Here is a 20,653-nt window from a genome sequence, read left to right on the forward strand (position 1 = left end):
TGGCTTGATTAATCTAAGGAAAAAGATAGCACAATGAAAAAACGAAGGCAGCCGGCCAGACTGATCGGCTGCCTTCTCCACGCTAACGGGCAGGATAATTGAATAAATTTAGGAAACTTATTCCAATATGGCACGTCTAATAAGTGCAGCATAATAACTTAATTTTTTTAGCGTGATTAACACATTTATCTTTGATAAGCCAGGGGAACCACATCTCGAATGTTACTCAGAAGAAGGAAGTGGCTAAAATGAAAAATAAAATCATGAAATCGGCATGTGTCGGTTTAGTTATTATTATTGGAGGATTACTTAGTTATAATGCTTATGCAGATATTCTGCCAAATGCAGTAAAACTATCCCAACTTAAAAATGATTTCGAAAAAGAAAAGGCAATCTTTGAGTCAATGCCAGAGAGTAAAACAGATGAAGATCATGCTAAAGTAGAGAAGCAAGGTCGTAAGGTAAAAGAACTTGGCAGGGAAGCTGGATTGTTAGAAGCAGATTTAAATCCCCCTGATCCCAAAAAAGAGTTAGAGGATAACATTCGTGGATTAAAGGGAATTTTGGCTGAAAACGAATATTTTAAAACAAGAGTCGATGATCCTGCGTATGGGGAGATGTATAAAAAAGGAATTAAAATTGTTGAACAGAAGAAAAGAGACCTTGCTGAAATTGAAAAAGAATTAAAAGAAAATAAAACACCTATTGAAGAGCTTGTAAAAAGGTTTGAAAATGTTAGAGATACAAAAGTGCTAGAATAAGGTAAAGGCATTAAACTAACGGATAACGTTAGTTCAACGAGCCATCTGTTTTTATTAATTTGTCATATGTATTTCAAAACTAATTTGTAATTCAAACAATTTACCCCTAAATCCATTTCAAAACTTTATTTGTCATATTAATTTTTACGAAAAAGGCAGCAAACCCTTGTGTTTGCTGCCTTTCTTCATTTCAAAACCAATTTGTCATCCAACACCAACTATCTGGTGACAAATAAGTTTTGAAGTAGACAATAAAGTTTTGAAGTAACAAACATAGTTTTGAAGTATAGAAACTAACCCATTTGGCGAGATTGTATAATACCAAGATGTTTAGGACATTTGTCCTTAGTTAGCAGCTGCGTTCACTCCATTGGGTGAACGCTTATTTTACTTTAGGGGGAAGTAATGATGAATAGAGGTAGTGCTATACGCAAGACTCAGATGAATAGACTGAAGGACGGTAGAGGTCAAGGATATTGAATTTATTATAAACCTTTCATACAAGCAAGTGACAATAAAACACCTTCTGATGGATATCTTATTAGGGAGTTTGGATGGAAATAATCCCATTCAACATCTATTGTTAATTCGGTTCCTGTTTGGTTCTATAGTGAATTGGTAGAACGATTAATGGTATAAAGCCACCTAATGGGAGAAGCACCGTCGTGTTGCTGTGATTCGGAAAGCCCAAGTAATCCAGAATGATCAATCTTGCTTGCTACTTGATACGGACTGGCAATTTGAAGCGATCGTCACGAATCTTGTATGGGAGCCCATTGATCTATGGCGATTTTACAACCAGCGGTGCTGTATGGAAAACTACATCAAGGAAGCCAAAGGCGGGGTTTCCATAGCCCTAATAAGGTGCGCCGATTATGATGCCGCTCTTCTATGAATTCAAGAATGACGATAAGGTTTGGGATATGAAAGACGAATACATGTATGGTCCGGATTTGTTGGTTGCCCCCATACTTTATGAAGGTGCTGTATCAAGAGAGGTGTATCTGCCCGAAGGTTCTTTATGGACGGATGCACGTACAGGAAGTATCTTCGAAGGCGGACAAACCATTCATGTTGAAGCTCCACTAAGTACAATTCCGGTATTTTTACGCGATGGAAAACAATCGTATCTTATTGGAAAAATATAAAGATTAGTTTAGGTTTAGGGAGAAGCAGGAGGAATGCCTGCTTCTCTTTATTTGGAATCTAATCACATTACCATTACCATTCTCATTTAATTATGAAATATGTTATGATTTCGAATGAATAATGCGTAATCATCCTACTAATTAATGAGAAGGAATAGTCATATGAAACCGTCCTATTTGAAAAAACTTCCCATCATGCTGCAATTATCATTACTAGGTTTAATTATCGTTATGGTTATGCTTTCGATCATGGCTGTCAATTATTACCGTGCGGTCAATGTCGTTAAGAAGGATAACAACGATTACATCAAAGGTGTTATTTCACAACTGAACCAATCTATTTCTGCCAATAGCAAAGATATTCAAAGAATTATTGAAACGGTTGCCTACAACGGACAAACCGTACAACGTTATTTGAATTCAACAGATTTAGCCCAAAAGGTTGAATTGTTTACCCAGTTTAAGGCTTATTTGTCAGATATGAAGGGAATGAAAACGGGAATTCTGGATATTGCGTTAATTGAAAATAATGGCACAGTCTATAACTTCAGTGCCAATTCGCCCCAGCTTGCAGTGATTTCTCAGGAAATTCCGAGAAATAATTTGTACTCTTTTTTGGGGTTTAAAATGATCGCTTTACCTTATACGCTAACGCCAGTTGTAGTAGCGGGAGCACCAATCTACTCTACAACTAATTTTGAAAAGGACAAACAAGAACTCGGTACTTTACTGCTGGTCTTAGATAATCGATTGCTTTTCGGCGACGGCAACCCTGTCAATTTACCCGAGGGTGCCTTAGTCTACATGACGGATCGCAACGGAAGCCTCTTTTATACGAATGATGATTCAAGTAAACTGGGGAAGCCGATTCCAAAAGATAAATTGTTGAATCATAACAGTCAATATATGATTCAGAGGGAAGCTATTCCGGAAATGGACGGTGAAATTATTATTGCCATGCCGAATCGTGTGCTCCTTCAAGGTCTTAACGATATCCGTCGACAGCAGCTCATCATGGTCGTCATCGCACTCGTATTGATGATCATACCTCTTCTGTTCGTGAGCAACAACATTCTGCGGCCTTTGAAGAAGTTTATGAGGCTGATGGGAGAAGTGAGTCTCGGGGAAAAAAAACATCTCAGCAAACGAATAGCAGTAGATGGTTATGCGGAAATGATTATTATGGCTTCGCGTTTCAATGAAATGTTGGCGGAAATCGAGAAGTTGACGGATCATTTGCTGGAAAGCAAACATGATCTTTACGAGACGGAATTGACCAAGCGTAGAGTGGAACTCACCCTTCTGCAAAGCCAAATCAATCCACATTTTTTATACAATACACTGGAATCAATTAAAGGGCTTGCCGTGGAGGAGGGTTCTACCCAAATATTTGAACTGACTAAAGCGCTTGCTTTGTTTTTCCGATACAGTGTCAAAGGATCTGACATGGTTCCCTTGGAAAGAGAATTGATGATCATTAAAAACTATATCTACATTCATCAAATTCGTTTTGGCAGACGGCTGCAAGTGGAGTACGATATTGGTACGGATTGCCTTTCCTATCTTGTTCCTAAAATGATCTTACAACCCATAGTGGAAAACGCCATTAAACATGGTATTGAGCCGCTCGAACGAACTGGTTTGTTGGTGATACGAGGCTATAGGGATGAGGAGAAGCTGTACCTCTTCGTTACTGATAACGGAACAGGAATAAGTTTGGAGAAGTTAAAGGAGATTCATACTACAATTGAACGCGGATCGGCTATTGAAGGCATTGATGACGATTCCGTAACTGGCATTGGACTTGCGAACGTGCATAACAGAATTCGCATGATCTTCGGTGAATCATATGGCATTGAGATGACGAGCGAGCTTAAAGTCGGAACAACCGTTTCATTTATTATTCCGATTAGGGGGAATGAGCATGTATAAAGTCTTTATTGTGGACGACGAGGAACTGGTTATTAAAAGCCTGAAAGCGTCGGTGGATTGGAAGGGATGCGGCTATGAAGTTGTTGGGTATGCCCAGAGCGGGGAGGAGGCAGTGGAAGCTGTAAAACAAGTTCAGCCGGATGTGGTTTTTTCCGATATTCGGATGCCCGGAATGAACGGGCTGGAACTGAAAAAACGATTGGACGACGTCGGTATATCCTCCAAATTTATCATAGTGAGCGGTCTGGCGGAATTTGCTCTCGCACAGAAAGCGATCCAGAACGGCGTATCCGGTTATTGCCTGAAGCCTTTCGACGAGATGGAACTCATGGGGTATCTGAAAAAGATCAAGCGGGAATTAGACGCCAGCCGTCTGTTGCCTGAAGGGGAAATCCTTGATTTGATTGAAAGCGGTACGCCGGAAGCAAACAGCAGATTGCGACGGGAGTTAGCTTTTGCCGGAATTGACGAGTCCGGAAAAGACGACTTGCGTATCATGCTTACCGTAAGAAGGGACAGGCTGCCGATCCATGAGCAAACCCCTTGCCTTACGGTGCGTATTGGTTATCGCAAGTTTATTTACGTAATGGCGGACAGCGATGCAGCACAGTTCATGTCCAACTTTTCTTCTGAAAGTCGTGAATTCTGGAAAGGAATCGGGTTCAGCGAGCGGGTTGTCGAGCCGGCAGAATTTACGCAGGCTATCCAGGATGCGGAACTTCAAGCCTATCAATATTTCACTTTAGCCGAAAGCTTCACATGGGAAGGATCATGCGAAACCAATGACATGAAGCCGGTATTTGTAGAACTGACTGCAGGTAATAGCCAGGCGATCATTGCGCAGTTGGATTCCTTGTTATCCATGTTTCAGAGCGGCCTTCTGAATATCCGGCATGCCCTGTTGTTGTATAACGACTGCATTTCGAAACAAAGTCGAAATGGTAAGGAGTCGGACGATTTATACCTATATTCATTGGAACAATTGGCTGATCAGTTTGAAGATGTCCGGGATATGATCGAGTATTTAAAGCGATTGTTCCGGGAGGAGCAGACCGAACAACAGCACGTTCTCATACAACCTGGACGCAGTACATTCTCTGCCATGCTGGAATACATCAACGAGCACTTCAGCGAGGACATTACCATTCTGGGCGTAAGTAAACGATTCAAATTAAACCCAAACTACATCTCGCAATTATTCAGAAAAGAACTGGATAAAACCTTTACCGAATACATGACTGGCCTTAGAATGAGCCGCGCTTCGGAGTTGCTCAAGACCACCTCCATTCCGATCAACGAAATAGCGGAGCAGATAGGATATAAGGATTATTTTTATTTCAGTAAAATATTCAAAAAAATGATGGGCGTTCCGCCTAGAACCTATCGATTCGACCAAGGTCAAAACGGTTTTTTTCCGGCTCCTGAATAAAGGAGTCCTTTTTTTTTGTACTCTAAATCGGTAACTTGTACTTGAATTAGGTGTAAGATCATTCCGACTCCTATACGACACAAAGTTGTTTAAAAATACAAAATAAATGCTAATTGAGCGACATACCCCTAGGAAAGCGCTTGCTTTATAATGAGTCCAGGAGGCGAGAGGGATATGCAACATACAGTAACACAGACAAAATACAAAAGACGCCGCGGGGCGGAAGTCGTCCGTCGGCGATGGCAGGAAGTCGTCCGGCATAAGTATTTCTACTTGATGGTATTCCCAACGGTGTTGTTCTTTCTGATCTTCGCGTATGTACCCATGTACGGAGTGATCTTGGCTTTTAAGGACTTCAATTATTCACTGGGCATCATGAACAGTCCCTGGAACAACTTTCAAAACTTTCGGGATGTGCTGGGCGATCCGAAATTCCATCATGCGTTCAACAACACCTTGTTGATTAGCTTCGGGCGTTTGCTTATCGAATTTCCGATTCCGATCCTGCTGGCGATTATGTTGAATGAAATGCGAAACGGAAAATTAAAACGGATCTATCAAACCGTATTTACGATTCCGCATTTCATCAGCTGGGTCGTGTTAAGCGGAATCATAACGAGTATCCTGAGCGATCAGGGCGTGCTCAATCAGATCCTGCAGCTATTCGGATGGGAAAAAAACACGATCCTGATCCACGATGGAAGTTTTCTGGCGCTGCTGTTCACATCGAACATATGGAAAGAAGCAGGCTGGTCCTCCATTATTTATCTGGCCGCCATCGCGGGTATCAATCCCGAGCTTTATGAAGCGGCGGCCATAGACGGCGCAAACCGTTATCAGCAAATGAAGGCCATTACATGGCCGGTGATCCTTACTACGGCAGCTATTCTACTTATTCTGGCAGTCGGCGGTATCATGAATGGCGGGTTCGATCAGATTTTCAATTTGTATAACCCGGCCGTGTATGAACGTGCAGATATTCTCGATACCTACGTTTATCGCAGTGCCTTTGTAGACGCAACGGGGTTCGGCTTTTCCACTACAGTTGGTTTACTGAAATCCGTTATCAGTTGTTTGTTGCTTTTCGGAGCAAACTTTTTTGTGAAGCATGTTATGAAGGAGGGCGGCCTCTATTGAAACGTTTCTCGGTTTCTAAGGCGTTTATTGCGATCTTCCTGGGGTTGTGCGCGATCGTGGCTGTGTTCCCGTTTTATCAAACGCTCGTTCTGTCCTTGTCTACTATATTAGACAAGAAAGCGGGAGGGGTCATGTTGTTTCCGAGATCCATTGATCTCTCTTCGTATAAATATATTTTTCATGAAGGGAAAGTGGTCAATGGTTTGCTTATATCAGTCTTCGTGACCGTGTTAGGCACATTGATAAATTTGATAGTAACGACGACTGGCGCTTACGCGTTATCCAAGAATTCGATGCCAGGCCGTAACGCGATCCTTACTTGCATCATCTTTACCATGTTTTTCTCAGGCGGTCTTATTCCCTTTTATTTGACCATTCAAAGCCTGCACTTGCAGAATAATTTACTTGTCATGGTATTGCCGGCGGCTGTAAACGCCTTCAACCTCATCCTGATGAAGAATTTCTTTGGAACCGTCAACCCTGCTCTTGAAGAGTCGGCCAAAATTGACGGGGCCAACGATCTGAGTATCCTCATTCGCATCGTCATACCTGTTTCGTTGCCGATCATGGCGACCATGTGCTTGTTTTATGCGGTTGATCGTTGGAATGAATGGTGGCTCCCGATGTTGTTTATCAACGATATAAACTTGCATCCCTTGCAGCTTGTATTAAGAGACACGATAACCAATCTGAGTCAGTCGATCAACAGCTCGTTAGGCCAACAGTTTGCCGCACAAATGCAAAACGTTTATCCGGAATCGGTAAAGTCAGCGATGATCATCGTCTCCGCCATTCCCATATTAATGGCTTATCCATTCGTGCAGAAACACTTCAATGCAGGAGTCATGGTCGGCTCCGTCAAAGAATGATAATAATGGCTTCGGCCGCTATTATATACATCTTGAGCTTCAAAAATACAAGGAGGGTTTATAAAATGAAGGTTAAACAAAGAGTATTAGCATGTTCGGCTTTGATTTTGCTTGCAGGTACGGTGCTATCCGCCTGCAGCAAAGAGGGGAGCAAGACAAATACCCCGAGCGTAACGCCAAACGCATCACAGAAGCCAGGTGATACGGCAATGAGCAAGCCATTGGAGCTCAGCGTTGCCGTATGGGACATTGAGACGGGCTTTAACGCTCCAAATGCAAAAAATGACACCGTTTACAACGATTTGACCAAGAAATTCAACATCACGATCAAACCCATTCAGATTACCTGGAACGACTGGGAGGAGAAGGCAAAGGTATGGGCCGCGTCCAATCAGCTTCCCGATATGTTCGCCGACGTGCTCGCTACTGGTAATATCGGGTTGTACCAAACATGGGCCAAGCAAGGCGTCCTCAAGGCGCTCCCCGACGACCTGAGCTCGTATCCGAATTTGAAAAAAGCCATGTCCAATGAGGCTGTGCAACCGTACAAGGTGGATGGGAAATTCTATACGGTTCCGCGCTTTGGCGGCGAGGATGTCGGCGATGGAAGGCTAGGCAGGCCTATCCGTTATCGGAAAGACTGGGCGGCGGAAGCCGGATATACGAAGGACCCGGCAAGCTTTGAAGAATTCGTGACCATGACCAAAGCGGTCATGCTGAAGCACCCTGGAATCGCCGGTTTGACGGTTAATGCGAAAGACTATCTGTATACGACATTTTTAGGAAGTTTCCCTGATATGGTGTATCCCGATAACTGGAGCAAAGAAAACGGCAAGTGGATCCCTTCCTTCACATCCGAGAGAGCCTATACGGGTATCCAACAGCTTCGCACCCTTTATACAGATGGTATCCTTGACAAGGACTTTGCAACTCAGAAAGACGCTGATGGCACGAACAAGTTTTTGAACGGTCAAAGCTTTGCGCTTTTCGGCGATGTCGTAGAGGCTCCTAAAGTAGAAGCCTTCAAAAAGGCGAATCCGGGAGTTGAAGTTTCCAAAGCAATTGGTTATATGAATATTTGGCCGGCCGCCGACGGGAAACGGTATACGCCAGGTGGAGCTCCTTTCTGGTCCGAAACGCTATTCCCCGCCACGCTTGACGAAGAAAAATTCAAACGGGCGCTCCAAGTGCTGGATTACATGATGTCTGATGAGTATAGGGTTCTAGTAGCGAGTGGAATCAAGAATGTCGATTATAAAGTGGACAATGAAAAATACGTTTCCGTGCTCAAACCCGATGAAAAGCTTGACGACAAATACCCGATCACGCGAAAACTGGGTTGGCTTGCCGCATGGGACCCTACCTACTTTAAAGGCAAAGCAGTGATAAGCTCAGACCCTGATTTTGCTGCAGTGCAAAAAGATCAACTTGATACATTCAATCGTTATAAACAAGAAGATACGCTGATGCCTCTCCACTTTGAATTCGATGCGGTAATTACTCCAGCTAAAAGCAAGTTTCAGGCTCTGGGCAACGATATCAGGAATGACATCATCAAAGTCATTCTGGGCAAGGGCGATCCGATTGCCCAGTGGAAAGAAATCGTGAAGAGCTACGACTCCAAAGGTGTGCCTGAAGCCATCAAAGAAGTCAACGACGAGGTAGCCAAGAGAGGCATTAAGTAACAACTCCTATTTCATGACCGTTCATGACATGAGAGAAGCTTCCGAACTATACGCAACCTGTTCGCGAAGCTTCTCTCGTTCCTGATAAACTTTAGGGAAAGGAGGATGAACAAACCGTTTTTGTATGCGCTTTAAATCAGCTTTTCATTAAAGAAGGAGTTGAAATGTATGGTCTTTCACAGAAGTAAGAAATGGTCTAAAGTGTTATCTATTCTGATTGCATTTGTAGTAGCTTTCGTTCCGATCATGTTCAACTTTCCAGCAACGGTTCAAGCAGCGACAACATTACAGACTTATCCTGCCCCAACGGGTGTTGCACTGAACAACACGTTTACTGTTCAAGTACGTGCAAACGGCGGAGCTTGGCAGAATGTGGACGCATATGACGTGATGGTTCAGTATAATTCTGCATCTCATGCCTCCTTCGCCTATTTCGATACGAACGGTCCGGTTGACGTTCAAGTGACTTATAACGGGACCCTTACATCGGCAGCGGTCAATCCTGCGAGCAAGGGCATTACTCCCGCGATCAACGGCAATACCATGACCTTTACCATACCCGGTCCCACCAAGCTCTCGGTTGAGGTTAATGGGGATGTTGCCCATAATCTTCATCTTTTTGCAAACCCGATAGACCCTAATCCTCCGAGTCCTACAGATCCGAATGTCATTTACGTGGGTCCCGGTTATTATAACCAGGACTATAGGGTGCCAAGTGGAAAAACACTTTATCTTGCAGGCGGAGCAGTCGTTCACGGTGCGATCTATATGGACAGCACCACCAATGCCAAGCTCATGGGCCGCGGCGTTATTGACCGGCCTGTAGCCAGGGCCATTTCGCTTGACAACGCCACAGGAGCCGTTGTCGACGGGATCATCGTAAAAGACTACGGTGACGGCAATAATGGTGGCTGCTTCATGAATATTGGAAATTCCAGCAATATATCAATCAATAACGCAAAGGGTTTCGGAACCGCGAGATGGTCTGACGGTATCGATGTATTTACATCTACCAACGTTACCATCAACGACACGTTTATCCGCTCCGGTGATGACTCCATTGCTGTATACGGTCCCCGCCCGAACGGGGGACATGTTTACAATGGGGATCTTCAAAATGTGAATGTAACGGGCAGTATTTTGTGGCCCGATAAGGCACATTCGATTAACATCGGCTTCCATGGCGACCCGACCTTACCAGGCGGAGGAGCCAATCTCGATTCGATTAGCTTTAAGGATATTGACATCCTGACGTACGACCCGGCGGATGCGGGTTTTTCCTTACCTATCAACATCGCTGTTGCAAACGGCAACATGCTCACCAATGTCTATTTCGAAAACATCCGAATACAGGATTCTGTTGTTCACAAGATTGTTGATATCTCAGTCGGTACCGGAGATATGCCCGGTGGTGTTATGGGACGTGGAATCAACAACGTCTATTTTAAGAATGTCAGCTATACCGGCACTAATAGCACATCTTCACCCATTTCCGGTGCACAAAACGTCACCTTTGAGAATTTGAAGGTGAACGGAACGACAATCACAAGCGCCAGTGCGGGGAATTTCTCGATCGGCGGCAATACAAGCAACATCCGGTTTGTTGCTGCAGGCGGTGCAAGCTATACCCCCATTTCGGTTTCGCCGCGCGTTTGGCCCACCTACACCAATATGGCTTTGAATAAGACGGCTACTGCGGGCAGCTCTGCTGTGGGAAGTCCTGCTTCCGGCGCCAATGACAGTGCATCCGGAACCAATTGGACTGCAGGCAGCGGAACCGTCGGCCAGTGGTGGAAGATGGATCTCGGCGCCATCAGGAGAATAACCGGAGGCACCCAGACAACCTGGACTACAGACGGTTCATTTATCAAGTACATGACGGAAGTATCGGTGGATGGTGTCAACTGGACCAATGTGGTTGACAAGAGCGACAACACAGATGCCCATCAGGTTCAATGGGATCATTTTGTGACTTATGCCCGCTATCTCAAGATTTCCATAACCGGGTTGGATAGCGGCACGATTCCCGGCATCTCGGATATCAAGGTGCTCGGGGATTCGGAAACGTGGTCGGTCTCACCGCCGGCTGTTACAGCTAAAGTGAACCTGACATCCAGCTTCAATTTGGACGGCTTCAGCTACGATTCCAATAAATCCAACGGAAACTTTGACGGTAGGGGATACACCTATTCTGCAGATCTTGTGAATACCACTCCTACTTATAACGGAATACCTTTCCAACTCGGACCCATGGCGAATGGAATGAATAACGTGGTTCAAAGCACCGGACAGACCATCACTGTGCCGCAGGGAGTATACTCCGATTTGTGGGTCCTTGGCGCGGCAGGCTTCCAAACGGAGACAGGTACCTTCACGATTCACTATACAGACGGGACCAGCTCCACGGGCCAAATATCCGAGAATCTCTGGAGCGTAAGTGCCTTGAATGCGGTCGAGACATTCAACCACAGACACAGCAGTACGATGGATAGTTCGGTAGAACCCAGCATGTTTGCCGATTCCATCCCGGTGGATCTGTCCAAGACAGTAGCTAGCGTGACCTTGCCTAATAACACGAATATAAAGATTTTCGCCATGACCTTGTCAAGGAGTACGCCGGTTACCATGGCCGATCTGTCCTCCTACTATAACACCGACGGCTTCAGCTATGACTCCAATCGGACGAATGGAAACTTTGACGGCGCAGGATACTCCTATCCGGCTGATCTGGTAAATACAACACCTGCATATGGCGGGGTGCCTTTCCAGCTCGGCTCTATGACCAATGGATCGAACAATGTTGTCAAAGGTACAGGGCAGACCCTAAACCTGACACCGGGAGCATACTCCAGCATATGGTTCCTTGGTGCGGCAACAGGCGGCAATCAGACAGGCACCTTCCAAATTAATTATACGGACGGTACAAATTCTACGGCAAGTATAACGGAGAATGACTGGGGCGGGCAACCTTCCAATACGGTTGTGACCTTTGGACATAGGCACAGCCAGACTGCCGATACGACAGGCAATTGGTCCATCTTTGTCTATTCTTTAATCCCAACTGCCGGCAAGACAGTGGCAAGCATTACATTGCCCAACAATGGAAAGATGAAGGTTTTTGCCATCTCCATGTTAGGATCAACAGCGGGAGCACCTCTGACACCGCAACCGACAACTCCGCCGACACCGATCGCGGTGCCAGCTCCGAATTTGAATCCGGCTACGGTTATGGTAGATCTGTCCTCCAGCTTCAACAGGGACGGCTTCAGTTATGACACCAACAGATCAAACGGAAACCTTGGCGGCGGCTATTCTTTACCGGCTGAGAATGCCAGCTCTTCCGTTACTTATAATGGAGTAACGTTCCAGCTTGGATCGATGGATGATACATCCAATAACGTTGTTGCGAATCTGGGACAGACGATAAGTCTGCCACAGGGAGCATACACCGATTTATGGTTCCTCGGTACGTCAACAGACGGCACTACTAAGATTCCTTACCGATTGAATTATACCGACGGAACAAGTACATCAGCCAACATGACCATCACTAACTGGGATAGTTCCGCTTCCAATACGGCCCTATCATTCCCGGAGAGGCACAGCGCAACTGCTGATAATCCGGGAACCTATCGCATCAATGCGTACAGCATATCGGTGCCTGCAGGAAAGGTAGTGGATAGCCTTTCATTGCCTAATGCTGGAGCATTGGATATTTTTGCAATTACCTTGGTAGGAAGTGCTGGAATGACGGGTCCGCAAGTGGATCTGACATCCAGATTCAATCAGGACGGCTTCAGTTATGACACCAACCGGGCAAACGGTAACTATGACGGTGCAGGATACAGCTATCCGGCCGAAGAGGCAAATACCGCGCCCACATATAACGGAGTCTCCTTCAAGCTTGGATCGCTGAGCGATGGTTCCATTAATGTAGTAAATGCTACAGGACAGACAATCGCTTTGCCTCGGGCAGCCTACTCCCAAATCATGCTGCTTGGTTCTGGAACAAACGGCAACCAGACAGGCACGTTCACGATCAATTATATGGACGGAACAACTTCAACGGCTAGTATAACGGAGGCCAACTGGACGAACGGTGGCACCAATGTTGTTGAAGCATTCGACCACAGGCACAGCCAAACGGCAGACCAAGCCTCCAATTGCTACATCTATGGCTATTCCCTTACCCCGACAGCAGGGAAGATGGTGCACAGCATCACATTGCCTAATAATGGAAACATGCATATTATGGCAATAACAGTTGTAAATTAAACAGCTATCGCAATTCATTCCGAAGAGCCAATCACTTTAAGTAGTGGTTGGCTCTCCGTTCACTTTTGTCTGGAATGTTGAAATCGAACAAATGGGGGACGTTTCTGCATTTTGCACGCATTTTTATAAAGCAAGGGGAAAGTTCCTTTCGCATGGATTCTCCTTTCAAAGTCAAACGATACGCCCGGTGAATCAACCGATTTAGAATGGCTTCCGCCAGCGTCGGGTCGGTGAAATGCTGGCATTAATGGGCACTCCCACACCTAGAACCTATCGATACGACCAATTCAGAACCGCTATTTTCCGTCTCCTGAATAAAGGAGGCCATTATTTTGGTACACCGTAGTGGCCTGAGTAAATCTGGATACGGTGAGCAACTGGCTGCGGATCTTCGATTTCCGGTACGTCACCCTACATGTACATTTCACTGCAAAACTTAATACATCAGCGGGACCGCGGCGTTGCCTACCGGGAGATGAACTTGTAGATGACCATTTGATCCTGGAAGGAAGCTTCCTGCTATTAGATATGTTATCGGTAACATGTACAATAATTAGGTGTCGGCCTATTCCGTCGCAGATTCGATACAAGATGACATGAAAATACAAAGATCAACTAACCATATGACATTCCCTTAAAGAAAGCGCTCGCTTTATACTGTATTTAAACAAAATGGACTATAGTTTAATAAAATTTGGAATGGAAAGGTGACTCTGTTATGGAGGTTAACTATAATCTGATATCGAAGAAGGGAGCTTGGGGAGATCAAGGGGACGGTACCTATGTCAATCCTGTCTTGCCAGGTGATTATAGCGATCCGGATGGTATGGGGCGGCAGGAAGCCCATAAACGGACATCCCGTGACGGTACTTGCCACAAAGGACGATTTTGATCGAACGGCGCTTGAGCCGTATTGGGAATGGAATCATCAGCCAAGAGCCGACAAATGGTCGTTAACGGAACGGCCTAGCTATTTGCGTCTATACGCATGCCAACCCATCGAGAATGACAATTTTTTTACTGTCTGCAACGTCATTACGCAAAGAGCGTTTAGAACCGTTCACAATGAGGCAACCGTAAAAATAGACATCAGCGGCATGGCAGACGGCCAAGAAGCGGGGCTTTGCCATTTTGCGCAAACCTATTGCACGATTGGCGTTCACCAACAGAACGGGACAAGGGTTCTGAAGTTTAACAATTCGGGTACGATTGAATGTGGCCCGTAACTAACGGTTGGCATTCTTTGGTTAAGGTCTGTGTGGAACATAGACGGAATCAGCCGATTCGAATACAGCGTCGATGGGGACCATTTCACGAACTTTGGAGACGTCTATCAGTTGGGGTGGGGGCATTATAGGGGAGACCGGATCGGGTTGTACAGCTATAACTGCGAGTGTGAACAGGGATATATCGATGTTGACCAACTTAGTCATGAGGTCGCAGGAGCAAGGTAAGTGCACATGACGTTCGAATATACTATATTGTGGGAGTGGAGAAGAAATGAAATCGCCTTTGTTTAGGGACCCAATCTATGACGGAGCGGCAGATCCTGTAGTGATCTGGAATCGACAGGCCAAGGAATGGTGGATGATTTATACGAACCGCCGGGCAACGCAGGAAGGTCCGAAATACGGATGGGTGCATGGCACCGATCTGGGTGTTGCTTCTTCATCGGATGGCGGATCAACCTGGTTATACCGGGGAACCCTGGAAGGTCTCGAAACAGAATGGGGCAGAAATACGTTCTGGGCGCCTGAAATCATTTGGCATGATGGGCTGTATCACATGTATGTTACTTATGTCCACGGCGTACCGGAGGATTGGACGGGCAAGGCTCGTATCAGGCATTATGCAAGCCCCAATCTTATTCGTTGGGAGTTCCAGTCCACGCTTGGAATTAGTGAGGAGAACGTGATCGATGCCTGTGTGTACCGTCTGCCGAACGGCACGTTTCGAATGTGGTTTAAGCAGTGCAATCATACCTACGCTGCGGACAGCAAGGATCTGTATGATTGGCAGCCGATTGGTCCGGTGATAACGGAAAGGGGCCACGAAGGACCGAATGTGTTTCACTTGGGCGGCTATTATTGGATGATCGTAGACGAATGGCGCGGGCAGGGTGTGTACCGCTCGAATGATCTTGAAGCGTGGGAACGAATCGGCCTCATTCTTGACCAACCTGGCAAGCGTGAGGATGACGGAACGATCGGCCTTCACGCAGATGTGGTCGTACAAGGAGAAGAGGGATATATCTTTTATTTCACTCATCCTGGTCGTGTTCATGGGCATAATGAAGATTCGGGTTATGAAGTGCGCCGCTCGTCCATTCAGGTTGCCAAGCTGGAAGTTGTGGACGGTGTGCTGATCTGTGACCGCGACAAGGTGGTTGAGTTGAATCTTAGAGCGGAAGATTGATAGGGTTACTTTCATAGTAAAGCGAGATAAATCAACCATCTGTATATCTAATTAATGAATGAGGAGGACATACGATCAACATGAATATCCAATTTCATTCACCCGCCGTTTATTGGACAGAAGCACTTCCTGTTGGGAATGGCCGACTGGGCGCGATGGTTTTCGGCGGTGTCGAGAATGAGCGCATCGCTTTAAATGAAGATACGTTTTGGTCAGGCTACCCTAAGGATTGGAATAATCCGGGAGCGAAAGAAGTTTTACCTAAGGTGCGGGAGTTGATCGCAGAAGAAAGATACGAGGAGGCGGATCGGCTCTGCAAGGAAATGATGGGTCCCTACACGCAATCCTATTTGCCTTTCGGCGATTTGCATGTAAGGATGGCACATGGCGATGTTAAATACCAGTATAGCCGGAAGCTTGATCTGTCTACCGGCATCGTGACTGTCACTTATACCGTTGGCGGCGTTCAGTACACCAGAGAAATATTTGCATCTTACCCTGATCAAGCCATTGTTGTACGGTTAACGTCGAGCAAGGAAAGTTTGCTCAATTTTCGTGCTTGGCTGGACAGTCCCATTCGTTATGAATCGTCCTTTGATGCCGATCAATGTATGATATCCGGTACAGCGCCTGAGCAAGTATGGCCCAACTATTACTACACGGAAAATCCCATTATTTACGGCGACCCAGAGACTTCACAAGCATTGAAGTTCCATGGCCGATTGGCCGTGGTGCATGAAGGCGGGGCGATGAAGGCCGATTCGGACGGTTTGCATATTATTGGAGCGACCAGCGCGACCTTATATTTCAATGCGGCGACAAGCTTTGATCCGAACATTGGCGCGAGCTGCAACGAAAGTGATCCGAAGCAAAGAACCGCTGAAGCGATCGATGCCGTTCGCGGAAAACGATATCAAGATATTCTTCAGCATCATCTTGACGATCATAGCAAGCTATTTGGCAGAGTTGCCTTGTCTCTAGGAGAAAGCAAAGCACCCTCAGATATGCCGACCGATCGGCGGATTGCTGAATTTGGCAGCAGCGATCCGGGGCTGGTTGAACTTTTGTTCCATTATGGACGGTACCTGATGATTGCAAGCTCACGCCAGGGAACTCAACCTGCCAATCTTCAAGGCATCTGGAATGAGGAAATGAGAGCGCCATGGAGCAGCAACTATACGCTCAATATTAATGCAGAGATGAACTACTGGCCTGCAGAGCCTTGCAATATGGCGGAATTGCATGAACCACTCCTTGATTTTATCGGCAGATTGGCACTGAACGGCAAGAAGACGGCTGAAACAAATTATGGCGCTAGAGGGTGGGTGGCACACCATAATTCCGACCTTTGGGCCCAGACGGCACCGGTTGGCGATTATGGCCATGGAGACCCAGTTTGGGCGTACTGGCCGATGGGCGGTGTCTGGTTAACGCAGCATTTATGGGAGCATTATGCCTTCAGTGGGAATGACGTATTTTTACGAGATACAGCATACCCCATTATGAAGGAAGCGGCGTTATTCTGTCTGGATTGGCTCATGGAAGATCAAGACGGCTATTTGATTACATCGCCTTCCACCTCTCCCGAGCTGAAATTCCGGGTTGGCGATAAGCGCCATGCCGTAAGCGCTGCGTCGACCATGGATTTATCTTTGATAAGTGAATTATTTGACAACTGTATCCAGGCAGCGGAACAGCTGATGGATGAAGATTTTGTGATGACACTGGCAAAGGCGAAGCAAAGGCTGCTGCCGCTTCAAATCGGCAAGCACGGTCGATTGCAGGAATGGTCCCAAGATTTCGAGGAGGAAGATGTCCATCATCGTCATGTTTCTCATCTTGTGGGGATTTATCCGGGCCGGCTGATTACGGAGCAGTCTGCTCCCGATCTCTTTCATGCTGCGAGAACATCACTTGAAATCAGAGGAGACGGAGGGACGGGATGGAGCCTTGGCTGGAAAATCGGCTTATGGGCAAGATTCAAAGACGGCAATCGCGCAGAGCGGTTAATCTCAAATTTGTTAACGCTAGTAAAGGGTGACGCGCCGATGAATCACGGAGGCGGTGTATATGCCAATCTGTTTGACGCGCATCCGCCATTCCAAATTGATGGAAACTTTGCAGCCACAGCGGGGATCGCAGAGATGCTGCTGCAATCGCATCAAGATTATTTGGAATTTCTACCAGCGTTGCCCGTTGCCTGGAAAGACGGGTATGTCAAAGGACTGCGGGGCCGAGGAGGCTATGAAGTCGATTTGGAGTGGGGGAATAGAGCCTTATCAAAGGCAGAAATCACAGTTTCAAAAACGCAGACTTGCAAAGTGCTCGCCAATATGAAGGTTAAGATTACGCAAGATGGCAAAGAAATTACTTATTCTCAGATAGGGAACGGTTGTATCGGGTTCCATGTTGAATGCGGAAAGCGTTACGTCGTATCGACCGTCTGAAAGAAATGAGAGGTTGAAGCGGAAAATGTTCGATCACGAACAATATGCCGGTTACCTGTTCGTTTATTTTACCGATGATGGTAAAGGCGGCGGGGAGGAAATCTACTTCGCTTTAAGCAAGGGGAACGAACCGCTGCATTGGCGGGAGCTGAATGGCGGCAAGCCCGTTCTTACTTCCCGATTAGGGGAAAAAGGAGTACGCGATCCGTACATCATCCGTTCGCCTCAAGGGGATAAGTTCTTCTTGCTGGGGACGGATCTCAAGGCGCACGAAGACAGAAATTGGCAGCGTGCGGTAACCGAAGGGAGCCGCTCCATCCTGATATGGGAATCGAATGATCTGATTCATTGGTCCGAGCAGAGGATGGTAGAAGTTGCGCCTCCGGATGCCGGCTGTGCTTGGGCGCCGGAAGCGATATATGACGCCGATTCGGAGCAATATTTGGTATATTGGGCCTCCATGCTTGGAGATAAGGAATCGGAAGGCGGCGAAGGCCGGTATCACCGCATGTTGGCGGCCAGAACCAAGGACTTCGTGAATTTTTCGGAGCCTGAGGTTTATATCGACTACGGGCTTTCCGTCATTGATACAACGATGATCAGGGAAAGTGGGAAGATATACCGCTTTTCAAAGAGGGAGAATATCTCGCAAGTGTTCCAGGAGTCGGGAGATTCGTCCTTTGATGCGAGCTTTACCTTGATCCGCGAGAAAATCGGGCAGGAAATGATGGAGCGCGGCGAGGGCCCTATAGTGTTTAAATCTAATGTGGAAGACAAATGGTACTTATTTATTGACGAGTATGGTTTAAGAGGTTATATGCCGCTGGAGACGAAGGATTTGGATTCGGGCGTATGGACGATGCCTGCGGAATTCTCGTTGCCTACTAAGCCTCGGCATGGATCCGTAATGCCGGTTACCCGATCCGAATACGAGAGGCTGCATGCCAAATACGGCAGAGGTTGAAGCGTAACGCGAGTTGAGGCGAAATGGCGCTTCTTGGATTCCAAAATTGATAAGGGCGTAGTCTACAACAGATTGGGTAAAGGCAAAAAGGAGATTGCGTCGAATGATGGATATATCTTTGGCAATCATGATTGATCATAACAATCGATGCATCATTTATGGCGAGATAACGATCATAGCACAATTGGAGCAATATATTGGACAAGAGACTAGAAGGTTTAACCTGGATCAAGATTTTGTTATCGAATTGCAAATGGTGATCGCAGAGCATCCGGATTATACCATAAGAAGAGCTCAGGAAGTATTCGCTAAAGTGTTGGGCACAAACACTAATTTAAGTAAAGCCAACAAGTCTATATTTGTTGACAATCGCAGTAATTTGTATTGAGAATGACTTTCAGATGCACCTGTGTTCGTTAAAAAAGAAGCGTAATGATATGTCTTTGCATGAATCGGTGGTGGGGAATGCTTTCATTCTTAAGAGGGAGCAACGAATTATACCGAAGGATACGGGTGTATCCCATGGAAGCTGAAGCAGTCACAATCCACCATCCTTTCTGCCTTTTTCACCATTAATCTTATAATAAATAGGCAAATTTTAAAGAATGCGAAAAAATAACTTCCCCTCCCTCTTCCGAAGAAGCATTAAATAATGCGGTGGCCAAAATAATCGAATAAGTCTTGCAAACCGCTTCACTTCTACGTCAAAATCAATGTGGATTCGCTCTTGACATTTGTGGTTTCTTGTGCAGGTTTGGCAACGAGTATGGGAGAGGCCGCAGACCATTTCGCCGTGGGTGCAGCCTTTACCATCACTCGTTTTTTCTTTGTTCATTTCAAATAAAGCAACAGCTAGTAAAGTCTCTGCTGTAAATAGTAGTTCAAAATGGGCGTGGTGATGCGCTTCGGATTCCGAGTGGCATTTTTCAAAAGACAATTCTTGCTTGGCTGTACGAAAAAAAACTTCAATGCGCCAGCGTTTTACATAAGTCTGCAACGCTTCCTTCGGTGCATCGTATCGGTTGCTAATGAGCAAGTAAGCCCCTTTGTAAGTGGCAGGGGTTTCATCATCTTCGTTCAATTCAATTTTTGAAGTTTCGTCTTCCTTTAAATGCGTAGCCATAACAGCCGCTATCTGAACATATTTTTGTTTATTGACTTGTTTTCCTTTGGCGTTCGTTATGGTATACGGCTGCTTCATATAAATATCTGGAATCGCGATGGATGCCATACCTGAAGTTTTTTGACTCGTCTTTACGGAATAAAGCCGTATTACGCTTTGCTTTCGTCACCCAATCAAACTGATTCGACCCAGGAATACGAAAAACTCCTTACACAAATACCAACGATCCATAGCTACCCATAAGCGACATTCCACGGATTCACGCAGCATCAAGAGCATTTGTTTGGCGAGATCCAACTTCGTAAGGCCCTCACCTTTGTTTTCAGGTTTATGCCAAATGGAATAGAATAAGGGATACTCCAGCACACTTTTTTTGACAGCTTATATTACGACCAAATTCATCGCCCAAGAGTACGTTTTAGCCGAATGATTGAAGAGTCAGGATAATTGGTTAATGAAGTAATCTTA

At 45.9% G+C, this 20,653-nt stretch carries 17 protein-coding genes and 2 pseudogenes; 16 read left to right on the forward strand and 3 right to left on the reverse strand.

The genetic code is table 11. The annotated features are described in order from the left end of the window. Positions 1-248 precede the first annotated feature (248 nt). The 9 genes and pseudogenes from NYR53_RS05070 to NYR53_RS05110 all read left to right on the forward strand — a co-directional run bounded on the left by NYR53_RS05070 (position 249) and on the right by NYR53_RS05110 (position 13,236). The gene (locus tag NYR53_RS05070) at positions 249-761 is read left to right on the forward strand and encodes a hypothetical protein (RefSeq protein ID WP_261304189.1); all 513 of its coding nucleotides are present in this window, start codon (positions 249-251) and stop codon (positions 759-761) included. A gap of 649 nt (positions 762-1,410) precedes the next feature. Next, positions 1,411-1,644, forward strand: a pseudogene (locus NYR53_RS05075) (IS1380 family transposase); the annotation flags it as partial. Positions 1,645-1,684: 40 nt separating this feature from the next. Further along, positions 1,685-1,909, forward strand: coding sequence for a hypothetical protein (locus NYR53_RS05080; protein WP_437180163.1), 225 nt, complete (start codon positions 1,685-1,687; stop codon positions 1,907-1,909). 162 nt (positions 1,910-2,071) lie between these two features. Next, positions 2,072-3,841, forward strand: a complete 1,770-nt coding sequence (locus NYR53_RS05085; protein WP_261304191.1) for a sensor histidine kinase — start codon at positions 2,072-2,074, stop codon at positions 3,839-3,841. After that, a complete protein-coding gene (locus NYR53_RS05090) occupies positions 3,834-5,270 on the forward strand; it encodes a response regulator transcription factor (RefSeq protein WP_261304192.1) in 1,437 nt (478 codons plus the stop codon). Before NYR53_RS05085 ends, NYR53_RS05090 begins: the two co-directional genes overlap by 8 nt. Positions 5,271-5,444: 174 nt before the next feature. Continuing rightward, positions 5,445-6,407: an ABC transporter permease gene (locus NYR53_RS05095; protein WP_261304193.1), complete on the forward strand. Its 963-nt coding sequence runs from the start codon at positions 5,445-5,447 to the stop codon at positions 6,405-6,407. Then, positions 6,404-7,276: a carbohydrate ABC transporter permease gene (locus tag NYR53_RS05100; protein WP_261304194.1), complete on the forward strand. Its 873-nt coding sequence runs from the start codon at positions 6,404-6,406 to the stop codon at positions 7,274-7,276. The genes NYR53_RS05095 and NYR53_RS05100 overlap by 4 nt, the downstream gene beginning before the upstream one ends. Before the next feature lie 65 nt (positions 7,277-7,341). Next, positions 7,342-8,961, forward strand: coding sequence for an extracellular solute-binding protein (locus NYR53_RS05105; protein WP_261304195.1), 1,620 nt, complete (start codon positions 7,342-7,344; stop codon positions 8,959-8,961). A gap of 168 nt (positions 8,962-9,129) precedes the next feature. Then, complete coding sequence (locus tag NYR53_RS05110; RefSeq protein WP_261304196.1) at positions 9,130-13,236, forward strand: beta-sandwich domain-containing protein; 4,107 nt, start codon at positions 9,130-9,132, stop codon at positions 13,234-13,236. A gap of 145 nt (positions 13,237-13,381) precedes the next feature. Here NYR53_RS05110 and NYR53_RS05115 read toward each other — a convergent pair. After that, positions 13,382-13,465, reverse strand: a pseudogene (locus tag NYR53_RS05115) (ATP-binding protein); the annotation flags it as partial. 489 nt (positions 13,466-13,954) lie between these two features. Here NYR53_RS05115 and NYR53_RS05120 point away from each other — a divergent pair. From NYR53_RS05120 to NYR53_RS05145, 7 genes are all read left to right on the forward strand, one after another. After that, positions 13,955-14,128 (forward strand): hypothetical protein, encoded by a 174-nt coding sequence (locus NYR53_RS05120; protein WP_261306625.1) that lies wholly within the window; start codon positions 13,955-13,957, stop codon positions 14,126-14,128. Next, complete coding sequence (locus NYR53_RS34700; protein WP_496197887.1) at positions 14,097-14,462, forward strand: beta-xylosidase family glycoside hydrolase; 366 nt, start codon at positions 14,097-14,099, stop codon at positions 14,460-14,462. The genes NYR53_RS05120 and NYR53_RS34700 overlap by 32 nt, the downstream gene beginning before the upstream one ends. A gap of 30 nt (positions 14,463-14,492) precedes the next feature. Continuing rightward, positions 14,493-14,690, forward strand: coding sequence for a hypothetical protein (locus tag NYR53_RS34705; RefSeq protein WP_496197888.1), 198 nt, complete (start codon positions 14,493-14,495; stop codon positions 14,688-14,690). Positions 14,691-14,736: 46 nt separating this feature from the next. Further along, positions 14,737-15,651 (forward strand): glycoside hydrolase family protein, encoded by a 915-nt coding sequence (locus tag NYR53_RS05130; protein ID WP_261304197.1) that lies wholly within the window; start codon positions 14,737-14,739, stop codon positions 15,649-15,651. Positions 15,652-15,731: 80 nt separating this feature from the next. Next, entirely contained in the window at positions 15,732-18,098 is a 2,367-nt protein-coding gene (locus tag NYR53_RS05135) for a glycoside hydrolase family 95 protein (RefSeq protein WP_261304198.1), read from the forward strand. A 25-nt stretch (positions 18,099-18,123) separates the two neighbouring features. After that, positions 18,124-19,062 carry a glycoside hydrolase family 43 protein gene (locus tag NYR53_RS05140; RefSeq protein ID WP_261304199.1) on the forward strand — a complete coding sequence of 313 codons (939 nt, stop codon included), beginning with the start codon at positions 18,124-18,126 and terminating at the stop codon, positions 19,060-19,062. Positions 19,063-19,165: 103 nt separating this feature from the next. Further along, positions 19,166-19,450 (forward strand): hypothetical protein, encoded by a 285-nt coding sequence (locus NYR53_RS05145; RefSeq protein WP_261304200.1) that lies wholly within the window; start codon positions 19,166-19,168, stop codon positions 19,448-19,450. Between the two features lie 210 nt (positions 19,451-19,660). Here the strand turns inward: NYR53_RS05145 and NYR53_RS05150 are convergent, their stop codons facing one another. Together NYR53_RS05150 and NYR53_RS05155 are read right to left on the reverse strand one after the other, a co-directional pair. Continuing rightward, positions 19,661-20,293 (reverse strand): transposase, encoded by a 633-nt coding sequence (locus NYR53_RS05150; protein WP_261304201.1) that lies wholly within the window; start codon positions 20,291-20,293, stop codon positions 19,661-19,663. A 57-nt stretch (positions 20,294-20,350) separates the two neighbouring features. After that, positions 20,351-20,551 carry a hypothetical protein gene (locus NYR53_RS05155; RefSeq protein WP_261304202.1) on the reverse strand — a complete coding sequence of 67 codons (201 nt, stop codon included), beginning with the start codon at positions 20,549-20,551 and terminating at the stop codon, positions 20,351-20,353. Positions 20,552-20,653 lie beyond the last annotated feature (102 nt).

Source organism: Paenibacillus andongensis (genome assembly GCF_025369935.1).
GTDB lineage: Bacteria > Bacillota > Bacilli > Paenibacillales > NBRC-103111 > Paenibacillus_E > Paenibacillus_E andongensis.